We start from the raw sequence: 17,439 nt of genomic DNA, 5'->3' as shown, positions 1-17,439 counted from the left end.
GCTTACTCATGTTTTTTTAGACTGTTTGTCCTAATCCCGGCATACATTTTTAGAAAAGACCTATATCTGCGAATTTTCTTCGATGCCAGGAGGCAATGATTACATGACCATGAAAAAAGCGGGCTGGCTGCTGCTGGTAATGGCATTGACCAGCGTGATCGTTCTAATGGCTATATATCCGAAGGCTGCTCTGGAGTCTGCTCTCAGGGGCCTCTCCATCTGGTGGGATGTGCTGTTTCCATCCCTGTTCCCCTTCTTTGTGATATCGGAAATGCTGCTGGGATTCGGGGTTGTGCATTTGGTCGGCACCCTGCTCGATCCCTTGATGCGCCCGCTGTTTCGCATACCCGGGGCAGGCGGGTTTGTTGCGGCGATGGGCTATGTATCGGGTTACCCGGTCGGCGCTAAGCTCACGGCCAAGCTTTGGGAGCAGAACATGGTGAACCGCGAGGAAGGCGAGCGTCTTGTCGCCTTCACCACCTCGTCTGACCCGATCTTTTTGATTGGCGCGGTATCGGTCGGCTTCTTCCATGACCCGAAGATCGGCTTGATCCTTGCGATCGCCCACTATGGCGGAGGCTTTGTTGTCGGTCTGCTGATGCGGTTTCACGGCAGACGCAAATCCGCCGACCATTCCGGTGAAGACACACTGAATATCGCAGGCGGGAAGCCGGGACGGATCAAGGCCGCGTTCCAAGCGATGCATGCCGCAAGACTGCAGGATGGACGAGATCTCGGCACCTTGGTAAGCCAAGCGATTCAATCCTCCCTTCAGCTTATTATTGTCGTTGGAGGGCTTGTTGTATTCTTTTCCGTCTTTCTGGAGCTTTGGACCCGCGCAGGTGTGGTTATAAGCTTCACCGAGTTGATCAAGGTTTTGCTGTCGCTGATCGGGATGCCGGAAGCCCTGTCGACCGCGCTGGTAGGCGGCATCTTTGAGGTAACGCTCGGGGCGCGTTATGCCGGGGAGGCCGGTTCCTTCATCCCCTTGCCTTACAAGGCTGCGGCCGCGGCTTTTATCCTGTCATGGGGGGGATTGTCCGTTCATGCGCAAATCGTCAGCATTTTGAACTCTACCAATTTACGATACTTCCCGTTTGCCGTCGCGCGGCTGATCCACGGGATTATAGCGGCCTCGGCCGTCATCCTGCTGTGGGAGACCGTGATGGGGACTTCGATGCCTGCGTGGATGGATCCCTCTGCTGTTTCGACTCCTGTCTTAAGCGGGTATACCCATATTATGGCGGCCTTTTCCTTACTGATCGGCACGATGATCGCTTGCTCGTTGCTGATCCGTCTGATCAGGGGCCTGCATCAAAAAATCCGCAAAATCCCTAGGTGAACATTGTGTTATTCTCTAAGATTGATTATCATCTTTATATAACCTTACAAAGGAGCTTATCAACTTGAGATATTATGTTCTGGACCGCGGTGACCCATTGTCTGTTGAGCTGACCCAGCAGTTTCACAAGCTGGCCGAACAGCGGGGGTTTGTGCTGGATGCAGAATCTCCCGAGATTGTCGTTTCGATCGGTGGAGACGGTACGATGCTGCACGCATTTCATACCTTTATTGACCGTATACCTGACTTGGCTTTCGTCGGTGTTCATACCGGTCATCTAGGGTTCTATGCAGACTGGAAAGCTGACGAGCTGAACGAACTTATTGATCATATGAGCGGCACTAAAGAGACGGGAGCCGTGGAGCCGCGTCTCGTCAAGTATCCCTTGGTACAACTGGAGATCCATAAGAAGTCAGGGACTTCATCTTATATTGCGCTGAATGAGTTTACGCTCAAAGGCGTTGACGGGACGGTCGTCGCCCAGATTGACATTAATGATGTAACCTTTGAAATGTTCCGGGGAGACGGCATTTGCGTATCCACCCCATCCGGCAGCACGGCTTATAACAAGAGTGTCGGAGGCGCGATGGTGCATCCCTCGATCGATGCCTTGCAGATCGCGGAGATTGCCTCGATCAACAACCGAATCTTCCGAACGCTCGGCTCGCCGCTTCTTCTGCCCAAGCATCATCATTGTGATATTTTTTCGCGCAAGGAGCAGCGCTTGCTGCTTACGATTGATCATATCAATATCTCGATCGATGATCTTATCTCCGTTCGCTGTCAGGTGGCGGAGCAGCAGGTCAGCTTTGCCCGATACCGTCCGTTTCCGTTCTGGAACCGGGTGCGCGATGCGTTTCTTGGTTAATCAAGCATACAAAAAGATCGGCCTCTGTCCATTGGTGCAGAGATCCGATCTTTTTTATTAGGATATAAAGTTCAAGTCAAAACGGGATTCATGAAGTAGCGGACCTCGGAGCCTTCGGCCCCTTCTCCCTCGGTTCCCTTGGCTCGCGCTGATCACGCTGTTCGCGCTGCTCCCGCTTCGCTTCCCGGACTTCGCGGTCCCGGCCGTCCTTCCTGCTCTTCACCGCTCCGTCCTGTGCGGCCTCCTTGTTTCCTCTATTCTCCTCATCAGGCCGGACTTCCTTAACTTCTACTGTATCCCGGGGTTCCCGGTCCTTCGGCTCTTTATGCTCCTTATGCTCCTTTGTCTTCTGGAGCACGAAATGGGCACAGCCGAAATTGCAGTACTCGTTAATATAGTCAGACATGCTGGAGAATGTGGAGTCCTTGGCGGCCTTCGGATGGTTGTCGCGGTAGAAGCCTTTTAGCCGTAGCTGATTGTAGCCCCAATCCCCCACAATATAGTCATACCGGTCCAGTACCTCGCTGTACCGATCCCGGAAAGCCTCCAGATTCCATCCGTTCCGGTAGTCCTTCAGCAATTCATAGCTTTTGTTGCCGATAATGATCATGACAGCATCCCTGCCTTTCTAACACGCTGAGACTGGATTAAGACTGAACCGTTTCTTCCTTGCTCCGTGCAGCCGATTTCACCTGCTCGTGCGCATGGTAGGAGCTGCGTACCAGCGGACCGGATTCCACGTGGCTGAAGCCCCGCTTCATTCCCTCTTCCTTCAGGATGGCGAACTCCTCAGGCGTATAATATTTTTCCACATTCAAATGCTTAGGCGACGGCTGCAAATACTGGCCGATCGTCATAATATCGCAATCGACGGCCCGAAGGTCATCCATCGCTTCCAGAATTTCATCCCACTCTTCACCGACACCCAGCATAATGCTCGATTTCGTCGGAATATCCGGCTGCATCATTTTGGCATTCTTCAATAACTGGAGGGAACGGTCGTACTTCGCTTTAGCCCGTACCCGATCCGACATTCGCTTAACCGTCTCGATATTATGGTTCAAAATGTCAGGCTTCGCATCCATAACAATCTTCAGCGATTCCTCGCTGCCCATAAAGTCAGGGATCAGCACTTCAACCGAACATAGCGGAAGGCGTCTTCGGATCGCTTTCACCGTTTCGGCGAATATGTACGCGCCTCCGTCTTTCAGGTCATCCCTCGCTACACTTGTCACGACGCAGTGCCGGAGGTTCATCTGCTCGGCGGCCTCGGCCACACGCTCCGGCTCCTGCAGGTCAAGCTCCGTCGGAAGCCCCGTGTTTACCGCGCAAAAACGGCAAGCACGCGTGCAGATATCCCCCAGAATCATAAACGTCGCGGTACGGTTCGCCCAGCACTCGTAAATATTCGGGCAGCGGGCCTCTTCACACACGGTATGAAGCGTTTTGGACCGCATCATGCTCTTGATTTCCTTATAATTATCGCCGGTTGTCAGCTTAATTCGAATCCAGTCGGGTTTTGGCTGTTTGGTTTTGGACAAAGAAAATACCTTCTTTCGTTGGTTTGATCTTGCCTAAAGTTCATAAACTCACGTTAACTGTTCCATATTATATCATGAAAACCATCATATTACCTGTCCTCATCGATATAACATTCATCTACGTACGGCATGGATAAAAATCCTTGATTTGATTCACCCTACGGTGTAGGCATTCCTATCCGACCGGCGGGCACCATCTGTCTATAGGCTTCGCATCGCCGGTGCACGCCGATTTTCGAAGCGTACAAGAACCCTCAATAACAACAGTCTAAAAAGGGGGTGAAGAACACATTGAGGATCATGCGATTGATATGCTCAAGCCGCGCTTTGCGCCGGGGGATGCTTGCAGCTGTGGCTTCCATTACGTCGATCAGCTGTTTACAAGGAACGGTACATGCCGCAGAGCCCATAAAGTCTTCGGAGCCGTCCCATGCAGTTGTCGAGTCAAGCTCCACGGGCGGCAATGCTGAAGCGGTATACGCCGCCAGGAAATCTTTATACGACCAGGTTGCCGCTGTAACCCAAATTCCCTGGTACCGGCTCGCGGCCATTGATCAGTATGAACGAACGCTGACCCAGGTTCATCCCAGGGATCGAAAGCATCCCGAACGAACCCTCGGCATCTTCATTCCTCCTACCAGATGGGCAGGACCGTTAAATCCCGATCAGGAGGACGTCGATCCGATGTCCATCAGCGTGTTCTCGGGTATCGGTCTTGACGGGAACGGAGATGGTAAAGCCGATCCTAACGATGATATGGACCTGCTCTATACCGTCGCGGCTAGACTGGCCCCGTATGGCCATGCTGCCGATGACTTCAGCATCGGCTTATGGTCCTATTATCAGAACACCCGGGCCGTCCAGCGGGTTATGCAGTATGCCAAGCTGTATGAAACCTTCGGCAAACTGGATTTGTTCGACCATGCCTTCCCGCTTCCCGTCAAAAGCAATTACTCCTACCGAAGCACCTTCGGTATGGGGCGCAACTGGGGAGGAAGAAGGGTTCACGAAGGCACCGATCTGTTTGCCTCTCACGGCGTTCCCGTGCGAAGCACGTGCTATGGCGTGGTGGAGATCAAGGGCTGGAACAAATACGGCGGATGGCGCATCGGCATTCGGGATTTGAACAATCACTATCATTATTACGCCCATTTGCAGGGCTTTGACAAAAGCATCGCCCTCGGAGATGTGGTCAAGCCGGGACAGACCCTCGGCTGGGTCGGCAGCTCCGGTTACGGCAAGCCGGGCACCCAGGGAAAATTCCCTCCGCATCTGCATTACGGCATCTACCGGGATACCGGCCACACCGAATGGGCCTTTGACCCTTATCCCCTGCTGAAGCGCTGGGAGCTGGAGGAGAAAAGATCCAAGAAAAAAACGCGTTCCTGAAGCTCTTCAGGACGCGTTTTGTATGATAAGAGCCTGCTGCTTCGTTCAGCTGCCCTAGTGTCCCGTCCCTCCCCCTTCGGGCTGGGCCGGACTGTCGGATTCCCCTGCAGGCGTTTCCCCCGGTGCAGGAGTCGAGCCTGGCGATGTAGCGCCTGGACTCGTGCTGCCTGACGGCGGCGTAATGAGCGGCGTATCTCCGGTGCTTCCTTGCGGCTCTCCCTCCTTTGCGCTGTTTTCATTGGAGGAAGGCGGAGGGATCGCAATGCTTGGCGCGCTCGCTTTATTCTCGCCGACGGCTTTTCCCTGTGCATCATAGTAATACATAGGCACGTCCCCGACAACGAGCAGGTAGGAGATCGGGATATCGGTCTCAACGGTCTGCGGCTCCATATCGAACGGGACGACCACCGCTACCTCGGTCACGATATGGACGAACACTTCGACTAGAATCATATTGATCCCGGCTCCCTGCTGACGGGTGTCCAGCTGCACCTTTACCGCTCCCTGCGGCTCGATTTTCAGCGGAATCTGGGGACCGAATGAGGCGATGATCGGGCTCTTGAGCACTTGGCCCAGCGGGATATGCTCCTTCCGCTTGTGGATATCATCCAGCGTTTGCTGAACAACCTGCGTCGTATGCGACGTAATTTTCAGGTGCTCGGCATAATTCAGCATAAAGCCCGTCACTTTACCGCTGCTGTCTGTTTTCCAATTCACCAGGTTCTCGAAATCCTGGCCTTGCGTTACCTGGGAAGTGATCGCTTTATTGATTGCCTCCGTGGCGATTTGCTTAACCCGGATTTGGGCAAGATGCATGATCGGCGGCCTGAGATTCCGTTCAATATGCATAAAAAACTGCGTAATTCCAAAGATAATCAGCACGATCGCGATAAGCCACCATTTCTTCCTGCTGCGCCGCTTAGCGACCTGTGGACGGCCCCCGCTTCGCGGCGGTACCGCCCGGAACCCTCTCCTGGACGGCTTGAACGCTCGGCGTGGTTTCGGCCATGACAGGGACGGAAAGGATAAACGCCTGCTTCCCCATCTCTTTCGTCTCAAACTGTATCCCCCCTATTCGGGCGTCCTGGATGCGGCAAGATCACCCTGGCAAGCTCCTCCTGTATAGAGGGTATGCGGACAACCGGCAAAAAAGAAGAGCAAGGAATCGTTATCCCTGCTCTTCTTGATTCGGACGAGACGTTCGTGACGCCAAGGAAAGGGCTGGATCCTGGCCTGCCGGCGTTTCCTGATCCATCGGTCCCTCTTCCACATAATGCTTCAGCATCGACAGCTTGTTTTCCCAGAAACGATCGAAATAGGACAGCCAGTCCTTCAGATCCTGCAGCGGCCCTGCATCCAGACGATATCGCGTCTCCCGTCCGACCTTGCGTTCCTTCACAAGCCCGGCTTCCTCCAGAATGCGAAGATGCTTCGATACCGCCGGCCGGGTCATGGAGAAATGCCCGGTAATATCCTTGACCGGCATTTCCTTCTCGCTCAAAAGGCCAAGAAGCTTACGGCGTGTTGGATCGGCGATCGCCTGGAATACGTCGTGCCTCGGAGCGGCCCCGGACATGGCTTATCCCTCGACATATCCGGCGAGCTTTTGAACAAGGCCTGCCCAGCCGTTATCCATGCGCCCGCGAACAAGCTCGTGAGCTTCCCCGAATTCCGTAACCTGATCAGCGGTCCAGCCGCCGTGAATAAGCGTAAACTCGGTATGCTCGCCCTGTTCAACCAGCTCGAACGTTAGCGTCCAGTCCTTCCCCCAATTAAAGCTTAACCGATGCGGCGGGTCGAGCTCGGTTACCTTACATGGGGACATGCCGAATGGCCCGGCATTCAGTTGAAATTCAAAGCCCACGGCTGGCTCGAAGTTGTTCGGCATAAACCAAGCCGCAATCCCTTCGGATGTAGCCACCGCATGCCACACCTTGTCGATCGGAGCCTTTAAAGTAAGCGTATGTCGTATATCCGGCAGTTTAGCACCGCTTGCGTTGTCCATCATCAGTCTACCTCGCTTTATCCAATATTACGAAACCGTTTGGTTTCATAATAGCATTATATGAAACCAAACGGTTTCATGTCAACTGCCATAACTTACCTGTCTTCCATACCCATAAACCATACGCGGCGTTACCCAAAAACTCACTCACTCCTGAACCGGATAGGTTCGCTGGAGAAAATCGATGGATTGCCGAATGAGCTGCTTAAGCACCTCTTCATCGATATCGGCAACTTTATTGATATAGACGCAGCCTTTCCCGGCGGTATATTTGCCGAAGCTTGCCAGCAGCTCCTCGCGCTGCTCATCTCCCGGCGCAAAATACAGGCTTATCTTCGCCTTCCTCGGAGAGAAGCCGACATACGGCGAATCGCCTTCATGCCCGGAAGCATACCGGTAATGATAGGAACCGAATCCGATGATGCTGGGCCCCCACATTTTAGCCGGAAAACCGCTCGTTTCCGTAAAAATGTCCAGCAGACGATAAGCATCCTCCCGCTTTTTGGGATTGTCCACCTGCTCGATAAATTCGATGACGCTGTTTTCCGTCTCTTTCGTTTTTTGCTCGTACATGCCGCTTTCCCCTCTCCCCGGTATCATTTTCATCATTCCCTATCCAACGAAACTGTATAAGACGGCTGTTATGCCCATCCTGTAAGATCGTTCCATGATATCCTGAACTCTCTCATCGACGAATCGATTATCAAGTAAAAAAGACTGGAGCCGATCGAACAAACTCGATCAATGTCCAGTCTTGCTGTCGCTGTATTCCCGCTGACGCAGTGCTTCATACATAAGGACGGAGGCAGCCATCGCCGCGTTCAGCGATTCGGCTTGTCCAGGCATGGGGATACGAATCGCATCGTCCACCAGAGCTGCAACCTCAGGGGATACCCCGCTTCCTTCACTGCCGATGACGATCCAGCATGTTCCTTGAAAGTCATACTCGAAGCATGAGCGCTTTCCTTCGAGCAGCGTGGTCACCAGCCGGGCACCTTTCGCTCGAGCCTCCGGCAAAATCTCCAGGAGATCGCCTTCAAGCACCGGCAAATGAAATAACGATCCCATCGTGGAGCGAAGCGTTTTCGGATTGTATACATCGGCGCAGCCTCGGCCAAGCACAACGCCTGCAGCTCCTACTGCATCCGCCGTACGGATAATGGTTCCGACATTTCCCGGATCCTGCAAACCATCCAGAACCATCACAAGGCCGCCTTCACGCATGATCAGATCCTGCCATTGCCCGGCTTCCTTGCGAACGACGGCAAATACCGGCTGCGGGGAAGGCGTATCGCTTACTTTGGCAATCACCGCATGGGATACGCCGATCCATTCGACACCCTGTTCCGTGTCCGGTATGCCAGTAAGCTCCCGAGGGATGCCCCGCTCGATGTCAAAGGCAACGCACTCGACATCCGCACCCGAGGACAGCGCCTCCTGCACCAGATGAATCCCCTCAACCACATACTTGTTTTGCTTGTCCCTATGCTTTTTCTCTTGCAGCTGAGCCCAGCTCTTCACACGGGCATTCTGCGGCGATAATATCTCCATCGCTCTATCCACCGTTCCTCTATACATTTAAGAAAGAAATCATAGCCTGGCTATTAGCCGGCTTGATTCGATATTAGGTTCATTTCGGGTAAGCCAGCTCCAGCTTCGCCAGATCGTTCTTGTGACCGACGATAACGAGAATGTCGCCCTCTTCGATGCGGTCTTCCGGATGGGGTGAAATGTTCATATCCGATTCGCTGCGGATCGCCATAACGTTGCAGCCGAACCGGGCCCGAATATCCAGCTCTCTCAGATTGTGCCCGAGCAGTTCCCCCGTTGCCTGCATCTCCATAATGCTGTAATCATCCGACAGGTCGATATAGTCCAAAATGTTCGGAGACACCAGATGATGCGCAACCCGGAGCCCCATATCCCGTTCGGGGAAAATCACCTTATCCGCCCCGATCTTATGGAGCACTTTGCCGTGCAGTTCATTTTTTGCCTTGACGACGATCGCCGGCACGCCAAGATCCTTCAAGATCAATGTCGTCAAAATACTGGACTGGATGTCCTCCCCTATAGCCACGACAACGACATCGAAGTTGCGAATGCCTAGCGCCCGCAGCGCTTCTTCATCAGTCGAATCCGCCGATACCGCGTGCGTGACCATATTAGCGATTTCCTGCACGCGCTGCTCACTTGCGTCCACGGCCAATACATCAAAGCCCATGGTGCTTAATTCCTTCGCTACACTCGTGCCAAAACGTCCCATACCGATTACTGCGTACTGTTTCTTCGCCATTTATATAATCCTCCCACGAGCCTAGATCCATTCCGCATTGTTCTGGTTATTCGTTATTTCAGTATACCATACTGTCCCGAATACTTGAATGTAACTGCCTCTCTACGGGTACATTACCAATGACCCTTTCATAAACAAGGAGGAACATTTCGATGTCCATATTGTTAGATCTACGGCAAGCTGTCATTCACAAAGTCCATAATCAGGACCAAGAAGAGCTGCGCTCCATGATCGAGGGTTCCGTCGACGGGCCGGAAGCCGCCCTGCCGGGACTAGGGGTAATGTTTGAAATGATGTGGAAGGACATGGATGCTTCCGAGCAAAACCAGCTCGTCTCCTCCCTTCACGAGCATCTAAAGCACGTCACCCCCGGGAACCTGACGCAAGGCTAAGACGGCCGGCGGCCGCAAAAGAAACAATCCTCAAAGCTTGAACAGCCTGAGGATTGTTTTTTTGCTTATATCAAGGAGAGCTTACGGTGCAGTCTCCAAAAATTTAGCCGTCGGATTTTTCTCCATCGCGGTTCTCATCGCATACTCGTTCTCGAATAACACCACGAAGTTTTCCTTCTTATCCTTCACCAATGTCGAGTTAATCCGGAATTTGGACGGGTCGATCTGGTCATCAACGATCCAGCGGGCGAACTGGTATGGCAGCCGCTGAAGCTGAACGTCAACCCCGTATTCGGCCTTCATCCGGTGCTCAAATACCTCGAATTGGAGCTGGCCGACAACGCCGAGAATGATTTCATCGAAGCTGGTCGTCCGGAACACCTGGATGGTGCCCTCCTCTGTCAGCTGATCGATCCCCTTCTGGTACTGTTTATGCTTGAGTGCATTTTTTACGGTAGCCTTGGCAAAGATCTCAGGCGAGAACGTAGGCAGCTCATCGAACACGACCTCCCGTCCTTGACTGAGCGAATCTCCGATACGGAAAATACCCGGATCAAACAGGCCGATAATGTCGCCAGGATACGCCTCTTGGACAATATCCCGGTCCTGCGCCAGAAACTGCTGCGGCTGGGAAAGTTTAATCTCCTTGCCGGCCCGGACGTGCTTCACGCTCATTCCGCGCTCAAACTTGCCCGATACGATACGCAAAAATGCGATACGGTCGCGATGCGCCGGATTCATGTTGGCTTGAATCTTGAATACATATCCCGAGAACTTCTCGTCCGTCGGCTCCACCATGCCTTCCGTGCTGCGACGCGGCTCGGGCTTCGGCGCCAGCTGGAGGAAATTCTCCAGGAAGGTCTGCACGCCGAAATTGTTAATGGCGCTGCCGAAGAATACCGGGGTCAGTTGCCCCTGCAGCACTTTTTCGTAATCAAACGGATCGCCCGCTACATCGAGCAGCTCCAAATCCTGGCACAGCTGATCATGCAAGTAATCGCCGGCCATCTCGCGGATCAGCGGGTCCTCATAGCCTTCAACCTTTTGCACTTTGATCGTTGAATGGTCATCTCCTTGGAACAGCTCAACCTGATTCTTCACCCGATCATATACGCCGCACAGATCCCGGCCGGAGCCGATCGGCCAATTCATCGGAACCGAACGGATGCCGAGCACCTGCTCCAGCTCCTCCATCAGATCGAACGGGCTCCGCCCTTCCCGGTCCAGCTTGTTGATAAACGTAAAAATCGGGATGCCCCGCTTCGCACACACCTGGAACAGCTTGATCGTCTGGGCCTCGACCCCTTTAGCTACGTCGATCAACATGACGGCGCTGTCTGCAGCGGTCAGCGTACGGTACGTATCTTCACTGAAATCTTGGTGGCCCGGGGTATCCAAAATGTTAATCCGATGCCCAAGATAGTCAAATTGCATGACGGATGAAGTGACCGAGATACCGCGCTGCTTCTCGATTTCCATCCAGTCACTTGTCGCATGTTTGCTCGCCTTGCGCGCTTTAACAGTTCCCGCCAATCGAATGGCGCCCCCGAACAGGAGCAGCTTCTCGGTCAGCGTTGTTTTACCGGCGTCAGGGTGGGAAATAATCGCAAACGTACGGCGTTTATCCACTTCCTGCTTTAATTCATCGCTTAGCTTTGCCATCACACAAATCCCTTCATTACTAAAGTCATGTATATCATTGTACCACAATTGATACGCAAATCATCCCCACGCACGTGCGCATGGGGATGATTTTTAGGCATATATCGAACGCGTTATTCGCCTTTTAGCCAAACCACATTATCTTCCAGCTGACCGTTCACCGGCCACCAGTGGAAGCCGTCTTCCTTAAGAAGCTCGTCGGCCTTGGCCGGGCCCCAGGAGCCGGCAGGATAGGACTCCAGCTCACCCTGGTTCTCTCTCCAAGCGCTTGCGATGCGATCCACGAAGGACCATGCCGAAGCGACTTCATCCCAGCGGGTGAAATAAGTGGAGTCTCCGCGGGCAGCATCATGCAGCAGCCGCTCGTACGCTTCCGGCGAGTTAATGCCGACGATGCAGCTTTGGCAGAAATCCATGGCCACCGGCGCGATTTCCGATTCAGAGCCCGGCTTCTTGGCATTGATCTTCACATAGATGCCTTCCATCGGGTTAACGCGAATAACAAGCAGGTTTGGCTCAAGCGAATGCTTTTGGCCCAAGTATACGTTGTTCGGCATCCGTTTGAATTCCACGACCACCTCGGTCGTCTTGACCGGAAGACGCTTGCCAGTGCGGATGTAGAACGGAACGCCTGCCCAGCGGAAGTTGTCGACAAAGACTCTTGCGGCAAAATACGTCTCCGTATTGGATTCCGGGTTCACCTTATCCTCTTCCCGGTATGCCGGCAATTCCTTGCCGCCCGCAGAGCCTCTTGTATATTGGCCGCGAACGACGTTCTTCGCCACTTCCTCATGGGTAGCGTAAGGACGAAGGGAACGAAGCACCTTGACCTTCTCATCCCGAATGTCCTCGGCAAGCAGTCGGCTAGGCGGCTCCATCGCGATCATCGTCAGCAGCTGCAGCATATGGTTCTGACCCATATCCCGCAGGGCGCCGGCATGATCGTAGTAGCCTCCTCGCTCTTCTACGCCAACCGTCTCGCCAAGCGTAATTTGAACGTTAGCGATATGCTTGTTGTTCCAGAGCGGCTCGAAGAACGCATTGGCGAAGCGGATGACTTCGATGTTCTGAACCATTTCCTTCCCGAGGTAATGGTCGATGCGGTAGATTTCTTCTTCTTTGAACACTTTGCGAATTTCTTCGTTCAGCTTGGCAGCCGACTCCAGATCGTAGCCGAACGGCTTCTCGATCACAAGACGGTTCCAGCCTGCGCCTTCCAGCATGCCGCCCTTCATCAGGTTGAACGATACGCTGCCGAACAGCTCCGGTGCAAGAGCCAGATAGAACAGGCGGTTGCCCGGGATGTTGAACTTCGCTTCCAGCTGCTCCGTTTGTTCGCGAAGCTCGCGGAAGCCGTCGATATTGTTAATGTCTAATGATTTATATTCAAAATGCTGCGCGAAGGCATTCCACTCCTGATCCTGCTCGGAACTGTACCGGCAGAATTCCTGGATGGAACGGTAAACGTCCTCCCGAAATTCCTCTTGGGTGCGCGGACGACGCGCCACGCCGATTACTGCAAAATCCTCATCCAGTTTCCCTTCACGATAAAGACTGTAGATCGCCGGAAACAGCTTGCGTCTTGCCAAATCACCGGTCGCCCCAAAGATGAAAAATACCGCTCCCGGTGCCTTCAATGTATCTAGATTTTGTTTTTCAGCCATGGCTCCTCATTCTTTCTATGTAATATAGTGTATTTTTATGCATCTGGACTTTCTTTGATTTGATGACATTTTAGCACATTCATATCAACTATGCTATCTCATTCCGCATTTTTTCATTATAGTTTCAGATGCTGTTTTCAATATTCTACAGTAATGACGGGAAATCCGATCGTGATTCTACTACTTTTCTTCATCGAATCTTCATGCACTGCCAGCTGCATTTGAATCGGTTGCTCCCCGCTTTTGACGAAAGTGCCCAGCGCTGGAGCTTCGTAGGATCGGCTGACCGTCTTTCCGTCTTCATAATCCTCCACCAAGCGCATCGTCAATGTCCGGCCAAGATCCCCTTCAAGCCGACCGATCGTCTCGGCAGCTCCTTCTTGCCTTGCGCTGTAGCCTTGAACGGCAGCATTCATCGCGGCCTCGACGCCGGCATGAGCCAGTTCATCCAGCACGCGCTGCTGCATCCCAATCATCCGCTCGCCCTGCGCTTCCCCTTCGGCGGTCAGCATTACCCGTACATAGCTTCCCCCTAGATGGGTAAGCGCCCAATCCATCTGGACCGGAAGGCCCTCGAGAGTCCCTTCGGAACGGAACACTTCGTTTCCATGCACCTTTCCTGCAGTGACTGCAGGAAGGCCGAGTGCCTGTGCAACCTGCTCAGCGGAAGCCATGGCTTGGTCTCTGGAGACCGCCTGACTTTCACCCTGCAGTTTAACGGTGAAGCGAACGTCCGAATCCACATGCTCCCGTCCAAGCTGGAGGAGAAGCCGCAAATCGCGCTCTGCTTGAGCAGCTGCGGCCGGTGCTTCATGAGCACTTCCGGACAACGGACTGGATTTTACGTCTGAAAATCCGACCAGTATTCCCACCAAGCTGCATAGCACCATTACCATCCCCAATATTTGAAATGATATTCTCCTCACCGCTCGTCACGCTCCCCGTGCAATCTATCAATCTAGTAAAAGGATCGCCGATTCGGGAGGAAAATATACAAGCAGGCATAAAAAAATGAGCCGGCTCTTCTACTCAGCCAACCCATTTTTGTACGCATATATAGCCGCTTGGGTACGATCCTCAACGCCAAGCTTGCCCAGAATATTCGTAACGTGAAATTTCACCGTCTTGATTCCAATGATAAGCTCATCGGCAATATCCTGATTCGATTTGCCTTGGGCGAGCAGACGCAGAACCTCCATTTCCCGGTCCGTCAAATCCTGATGAGCCGGAGCCTCGTTTTGCGGATGACGGAAACGATTCATCATCTTGGAAGCGACCTGCGACTCCAGAACCGACTGTCCGCGTGCCGCTGCGCGTATAGCGTCCGCAACCTCGGAGGCCCGGGATGTTTTTAGCAGATAGCTAAAGGCGCCGGCTTCAATGACCGGATACATCTTCTCGTCGTCCAGGTAACTCGTCAGCACAATCACCTTGAGATTCGGGAACTGCTTCATGAGCTGCCGGGTCGTCTCGATCCCGTCCATTCCATCCATCACCAGATCCATCAGCACCACATCCGGTTGATACTCCTGAGCAAGCCGGATGCCTTCCTCACCGCTGCCTGCCTCCCCTACAACTTCGATCCCATCCTCCGTGCCCAGCACGGCGGCGAGGCCGATCCGGACCATCTCGTGATCGTCCACCAGCAGCACTTTAATCGGTGTTTCCATCGCTATCCCCCCGTTTGCGTTCTTCATTCATCAGCGGTACCGTAATTTCAATGCGTGTTCCTTTGCCGGGGGCGGTAATAAACTGAATGGAGCCCCCGATCTCCGTGACCCGTTCCTGCATGGTCGACAGGCCGTAAGAGGTTTGCTTCTTGTCATCCAGCTCAAACCCGACACCGTCATCGCGGAGCATTACCCGAACGGTATTCTGCCTCCGGTGAATGCGGATATCCATTTTGTCCGCCTTGGCATGACGAAGCGTGTTGGACATGGCCTCTTGAATGATCCGGAACAAGTGGTTCTCGATTCCCTTCACCAAGTGAATATCCTCGTCCATTTCAAACGTAATTTCCATCGGCACTTTAATCTGCAGTTCTTTAATCAGATCCCGCAGACCTTGCTCCAAGGCTTTACCCTCCAAATAGACCGGCCGCAAATGAAGGAGCAGCGCCCTCATCTCGGACTGGGCAACCGCCGACATTTCCTCGATCAGAGCCACCTGGCGCTGGGCTTTGTCAAAATCCTTATCCAGCGTTCTGCCAACCGCCGTGGCGGTCATCGAAATGGCGAACAGCTGCTGGGACACCGCATCGTGCAGCTCGCGGGCCAGTCGCTGCCTCTCTTCGACGATCGCCGTCACCCGGGCTTGCTCCGCCAGCTGGGCGTTATTGGTCGACAGCCGCTGCAAGGAGGAGACCTGGTCCTCCCAACGCTTGCTGATGCGCACCAGCTGCTCGCCCAGCCGTCCGACTTCGTCCTCCCCGATATCCGGCATCACATCGGTCAGACTACCCTTCTCCCAGCTTACCAGCGTTTCCCGTACAAGATCAATTCTTCGTTTGACCCGATATCCTTGATAAAACCCATAAATGGCCCCAAGACCGACCGGCAGAAGCACGATGGTGATCAGCGCTTCAATCCGCCCCTTCCAGGTCTCAAACGGCTGTAAGTACCCGTATGTATACAGCAAGTACAACACGATCAGCATGACAACCAATCCCAGAAGGGCTCCCTCGCGCATGCTACGGGTTATGATGTTTGCTTTTTTTTCCGTTTCCACGGGGCAACCCTCCTGATTGGTATCCAAATCCAATGTATGAATAAGTCATTTACGTCATTCGTATACTCAAATCTCCGCCTAAATACGAAACGATGAATTTCACTTTATATTCGCTCGTCTCATAGTTGGGAGATTGATAACGTACGCGATTCATGATGCCCGTCTCCTTCCGGTCGCCCATATGGATCGATCCGAACAGGATGAAGGCCTCGATTTCCACCCCGTAATAATCGGGGATCATCAGATCGATATCCCCAAGCAAACCGTGAAACATCATAACCGTATGACGCTCCTCCGGCAGAGCCAGGGACAGGTCCACATCAGCTTCTCCGAGCACATGCCATATGCTCAGACTGCGCATAACCCATGGCGACTGGTCCCAATCGAAGTTGGACATAAAGCTTTGCTTCTGGACATAGCCGGTTGTACCATGCGCCCGTCTGGATTTTCCGTAGAAAATGCCAAGCGAGATCAGGCTGACGCCGATAATCAGCATGAGGTGCTCCAGCATCAGCATGACAGCTCCGACCCCGAGCAGAATGTAGCCTCTCTTCACTTGGCCTGTGCGGACCTGAAGCACGCCTGCAAACATGAGCAACAGGGCGACAATGGTAAAGAAACCGAACCATCGGCCGAAGAGCATAATAAAACCTAAACAGATGAACCCTACTGCGATCCAGCGGTTTCGATCCATGTCGCACCTCCTTGATGACGAAATATAAAGCCGGGAAAAGCCATATCCATGAGGAGCCCCTCACGGTATGGCTTTGTCCTATACTACTCGGACTGCTTCATCCGTATAGCATATCATATGAACCCGGAATTTCGCATACGGTTTTTCATTTATTTTGCTAAGTTTCCTGAACAATTACTCCGATTTCGAGGTGTTGTTCAGTTTGTTCTTCAGCGCTTCCAGCTGCTCATCGACTTTCAGCTGCTTCTCGGCATCCACCGGGCTGGTGTAAGCCGCGTTGTTCGGACGGTATGGTGCGCGAAGCACGTCCGCTTCTGCCTCCATCTGCATGATTTTTTCCTCCATGCGGTGGAAGCCCATCGAAGCGCTGCCGCTCTCAATCGTATGCAAGCTGCTCACTTGAGACATTTGCTTCTTGGCTTTGGCCATTTGCGCACGAGCAACGAGCTCATTGCGCTTGTTGCGCATTTTATAGAACTCGTCTTTCATTTGATGAAGCTGGGCAACCAGTTCTTTAGCTTGGGATTCCGATTGCAGGTGCAGCTCGGAGTACTCGGTAACTTTTTGATCGAAGTAGATTTTTTCCTCCAGAAGCTTGCGTGCAACTTCTTCCTGACCGTTCTTCAGAGCCAGCTCGGCTTGTGCCTCGCGCTGTGCAGCCATCTTAACCGCTTCGTCCACGCGCTGCTTCATCCGGCGCTCATTCGCCATTTGCTTCGCTACGGTTACTTCTGCCTCGTGAATTTCTGCTTCCATGTCGCGCAGATACTGGTTCAACATTACAATCGGGTCTTCTACCTTATCCAGCAGCTCATTCACCGACGCCTTTGTCATATCTTTAATTCTTTTAAATACTCCCATG

General features: G+C 53.1%; 19 protein-coding genes. 4 read left to right on the top strand and 15 right to left on the bottom strand.

Features of this window, described 5'->3' with window-relative positions:
* The first annotated feature begins 103 nt into the window (after nt 1–103).
* Both ylbJ and NSQ46_RS04445 read left to right on the top strand, forming a co-directional pair.
* On the top strand, nt 104–1,342 hold the full coding sequence (ylbJ, locus tag NSQ46_RS04450; RefSeq protein WP_342576364.1) for a sporulation integral membrane protein YlbJ: 1,239 nt from the start codon (nt 104–106) through the stop codon (nt 1,340–1,342).
* A 64-nt stretch (nt 1,343–1,406) separates the two neighbouring features.
* Nucleotides 1,407–2,210: an NAD kinase gene (locus NSQ46_RS04445; RefSeq protein WP_007131953.1), complete on the top strand. Its 804-nt coding sequence runs from the start codon at nt 1,407–1,409 to the stop codon at nt 2,208–2,210.
* A gap of 88 nt (nt 2,211–2,298) precedes the next feature.
* On the opposite strand, the gene NSQ46_RS04440 is transcribed toward NSQ46_RS04445, so the two are convergent.
* Nucleotides 2,299–2,820, bottom strand: coding sequence for a YutD-like domain-containing protein (locus NSQ46_RS04440; protein ID WP_342576363.1), 522 nt, complete (start codon nt 2,818–2,820; stop codon nt 2,299–2,301).
* A 37-nt stretch (nt 2,821–2,857) separates the two neighbouring features.
* A complete protein-coding gene (gene lipA / locus NSQ46_RS04435) occupies nt 2,858–3,751 on the bottom strand; it encodes a lipoyl synthase (protein ID WP_007131951.1) in 894 nt (297 codons plus the stop codon).
* Between the two features lie 291 nt (nt 3,752–4,042).
* On the opposite strand from lipA, the gene NSQ46_RS04430 reads away from it, so the two are divergent.
* Entirely contained in the window at nt 4,043–5,140 is a 1,098-nt protein-coding gene (locus NSQ46_RS04430; RefSeq protein ID WP_342576362.1) for a M23 family metallopeptidase, read from the top strand.
* 54 nt (nt 5,141–5,194) lie between these two features.
* Here the strand turns inward: NSQ46_RS04430 and yunB are convergent, their stop codons facing one another.
* From yunB to NSQ46_RS04400, 6 genes are all read right to left on the bottom strand, one after another.
* Nucleotides 5,195–6,199, bottom strand: a complete 1,005-nt coding sequence (gene yunB / locus NSQ46_RS04425; protein WP_144872631.1) for a sporulation protein YunB — start codon at nt 6,197–6,199, stop codon at nt 5,195–5,197.
* Between the two features lie 109 nt (nt 6,200–6,308).
* Complete coding sequence (locus NSQ46_RS04420; RefSeq protein ID WP_144872633.1) at nt 6,309–6,716, bottom strand: metalloregulator ArsR/SmtB family transcription factor; 408 nt, start codon at nt 6,714–6,716, stop codon at nt 6,309–6,311.
* Between the two features lie 3 nt (nt 6,717–6,719).
* Nucleotides 6,720–7,145: an SRPBCC domain-containing protein gene (locus NSQ46_RS04415; RefSeq protein WP_040740023.1), complete on the bottom strand. Its 426-nt coding sequence runs from the start codon at nt 7,143–7,145 to the stop codon at nt 6,720–6,722.
* Nucleotides 7,146–7,292: 147 nt separating this feature from the next.
* On the bottom strand, nt 7,293–7,718 hold the full coding sequence (locus tag NSQ46_RS04410; RefSeq protein ID WP_341342413.1) for a DUF1801 domain-containing protein: 426 nt from the start codon (nt 7,716–7,718) through the stop codon (nt 7,293–7,295).
* 168 nt (nt 7,719–7,886) lie between these two features.
* Complete coding sequence (locus tag NSQ46_RS04405) at nt 7,887–8,696, bottom strand: RNA methyltransferase (protein ID WP_028404771.1); 810 nt, start codon at nt 8,694–8,696, stop codon at nt 7,887–7,889.
* A gap of 79 nt (nt 8,697–8,775) precedes the next feature.
* Nucleotides 8,776–9,438, bottom strand: coding sequence for a TrkA family potassium uptake protein (locus NSQ46_RS04400; protein WP_007131944.1), 663 nt, complete (start codon nt 9,436–9,438; stop codon nt 8,776–8,778).
* Nucleotides 9,439–9,590: 152 nt separating this feature from the next.
* On the opposite strand from NSQ46_RS04400, the gene sspI reads away from it, so the two are divergent.
* A complete protein-coding gene (sspI, locus tag NSQ46_RS04395; protein ID WP_007131943.1) occupies nt 9,591–9,830 on the top strand; it encodes a small acid-soluble spore protein SspI in 240 nt (79 codons plus the stop codon).
* Between the two features lie 81 nt (nt 9,831–9,911).
* Here sspI and NSQ46_RS04390 read toward each other — a convergent pair whose 3' ends face one another.
* The 7 genes from NSQ46_RS04390 to NSQ46_RS04360 all read right to left on the bottom strand — a co-directional run bounded on the left by NSQ46_RS04390 (nt 9,912) and on the right by NSQ46_RS04360 (nt 17,438).
* Nucleotides 9,912–11,492: a peptide chain release factor 3 gene (locus NSQ46_RS04390; RefSeq protein ID WP_144872635.1), complete on the bottom strand. Its 1,581-nt coding sequence runs from the start codon at nt 11,490–11,492 to the stop codon at nt 9,912–9,914.
* Nucleotides 11,493–11,605: 113 nt separating this feature from the next.
* Nucleotides 11,606–13,156 carry a glucose-6-phosphate dehydrogenase gene (gene zwf, locus NSQ46_RS04385; protein WP_007131941.1) on the bottom strand — a complete coding sequence of 517 codons (1,551 nt, stop codon included), beginning with the start codon at nt 13,154–13,156 and terminating at the stop codon, nt 11,606–11,608.
* Between the two features lie 137 nt (nt 13,157–13,293).
* On the bottom strand, nt 13,294–14,082 hold the full coding sequence (locus tag NSQ46_RS04380; protein WP_341034930.1) for a YwmB family TATA-box binding protein: 789 nt from the start codon (nt 14,080–14,082) through the stop codon (nt 13,294–13,296).
* 99 nt (nt 14,083–14,181) lie between these two features.
* Entirely contained in the window at nt 14,182–14,826 is a 645-nt protein-coding gene (locus tag NSQ46_RS04375) for a response regulator transcription factor (RefSeq protein ID WP_007131939.1), read from the bottom strand.
* Nucleotides 14,810–15,883: a sensor histidine kinase gene (locus NSQ46_RS04370; RefSeq protein ID WP_007131938.1), complete on the bottom strand. Its 1,074-nt coding sequence runs from the start codon at nt 15,881–15,883 to the stop codon at nt 14,810–14,812. Before NSQ46_RS04370 ends, NSQ46_RS04375 begins: the two co-directional genes overlap by 17 nt.
* 49 nt (nt 15,884–15,932) lie before the next feature.
* Nucleotides 15,933–16,577 (bottom strand): cell wall-active antibiotics response protein LiaF, encoded by a 645-nt coding sequence (gene liaF / locus NSQ46_RS04365; protein ID WP_007131937.1) that lies wholly within the window; start codon nt 16,575–16,577, stop codon nt 15,933–15,935.
* A gap of 174 nt (nt 16,578–16,751) precedes the next feature.
* Nucleotides 16,752–17,438 (bottom strand): PspA/IM30 family protein, encoded by a 687-nt coding sequence (locus tag NSQ46_RS04360; protein ID WP_007131936.1) that lies wholly within the window; start codon nt 17,436–17,438, stop codon nt 16,752–16,754.
* Nucleotide 17,439: the final 1 nt, after the last annotated feature.

Source organism: Paenibacillus sp. FSL M8-0142, assembly GCF_038597315.1.
GTDB classification, from domain to species: Bacteria; Bacillota; Bacilli; order Paenibacillales; family Paenibacillaceae; genus Paenibacillus_AQ; species Paenibacillus_AQ lactis.
This window is presented reverse-complemented; position numbering and strand designations above follow the sequence as displayed.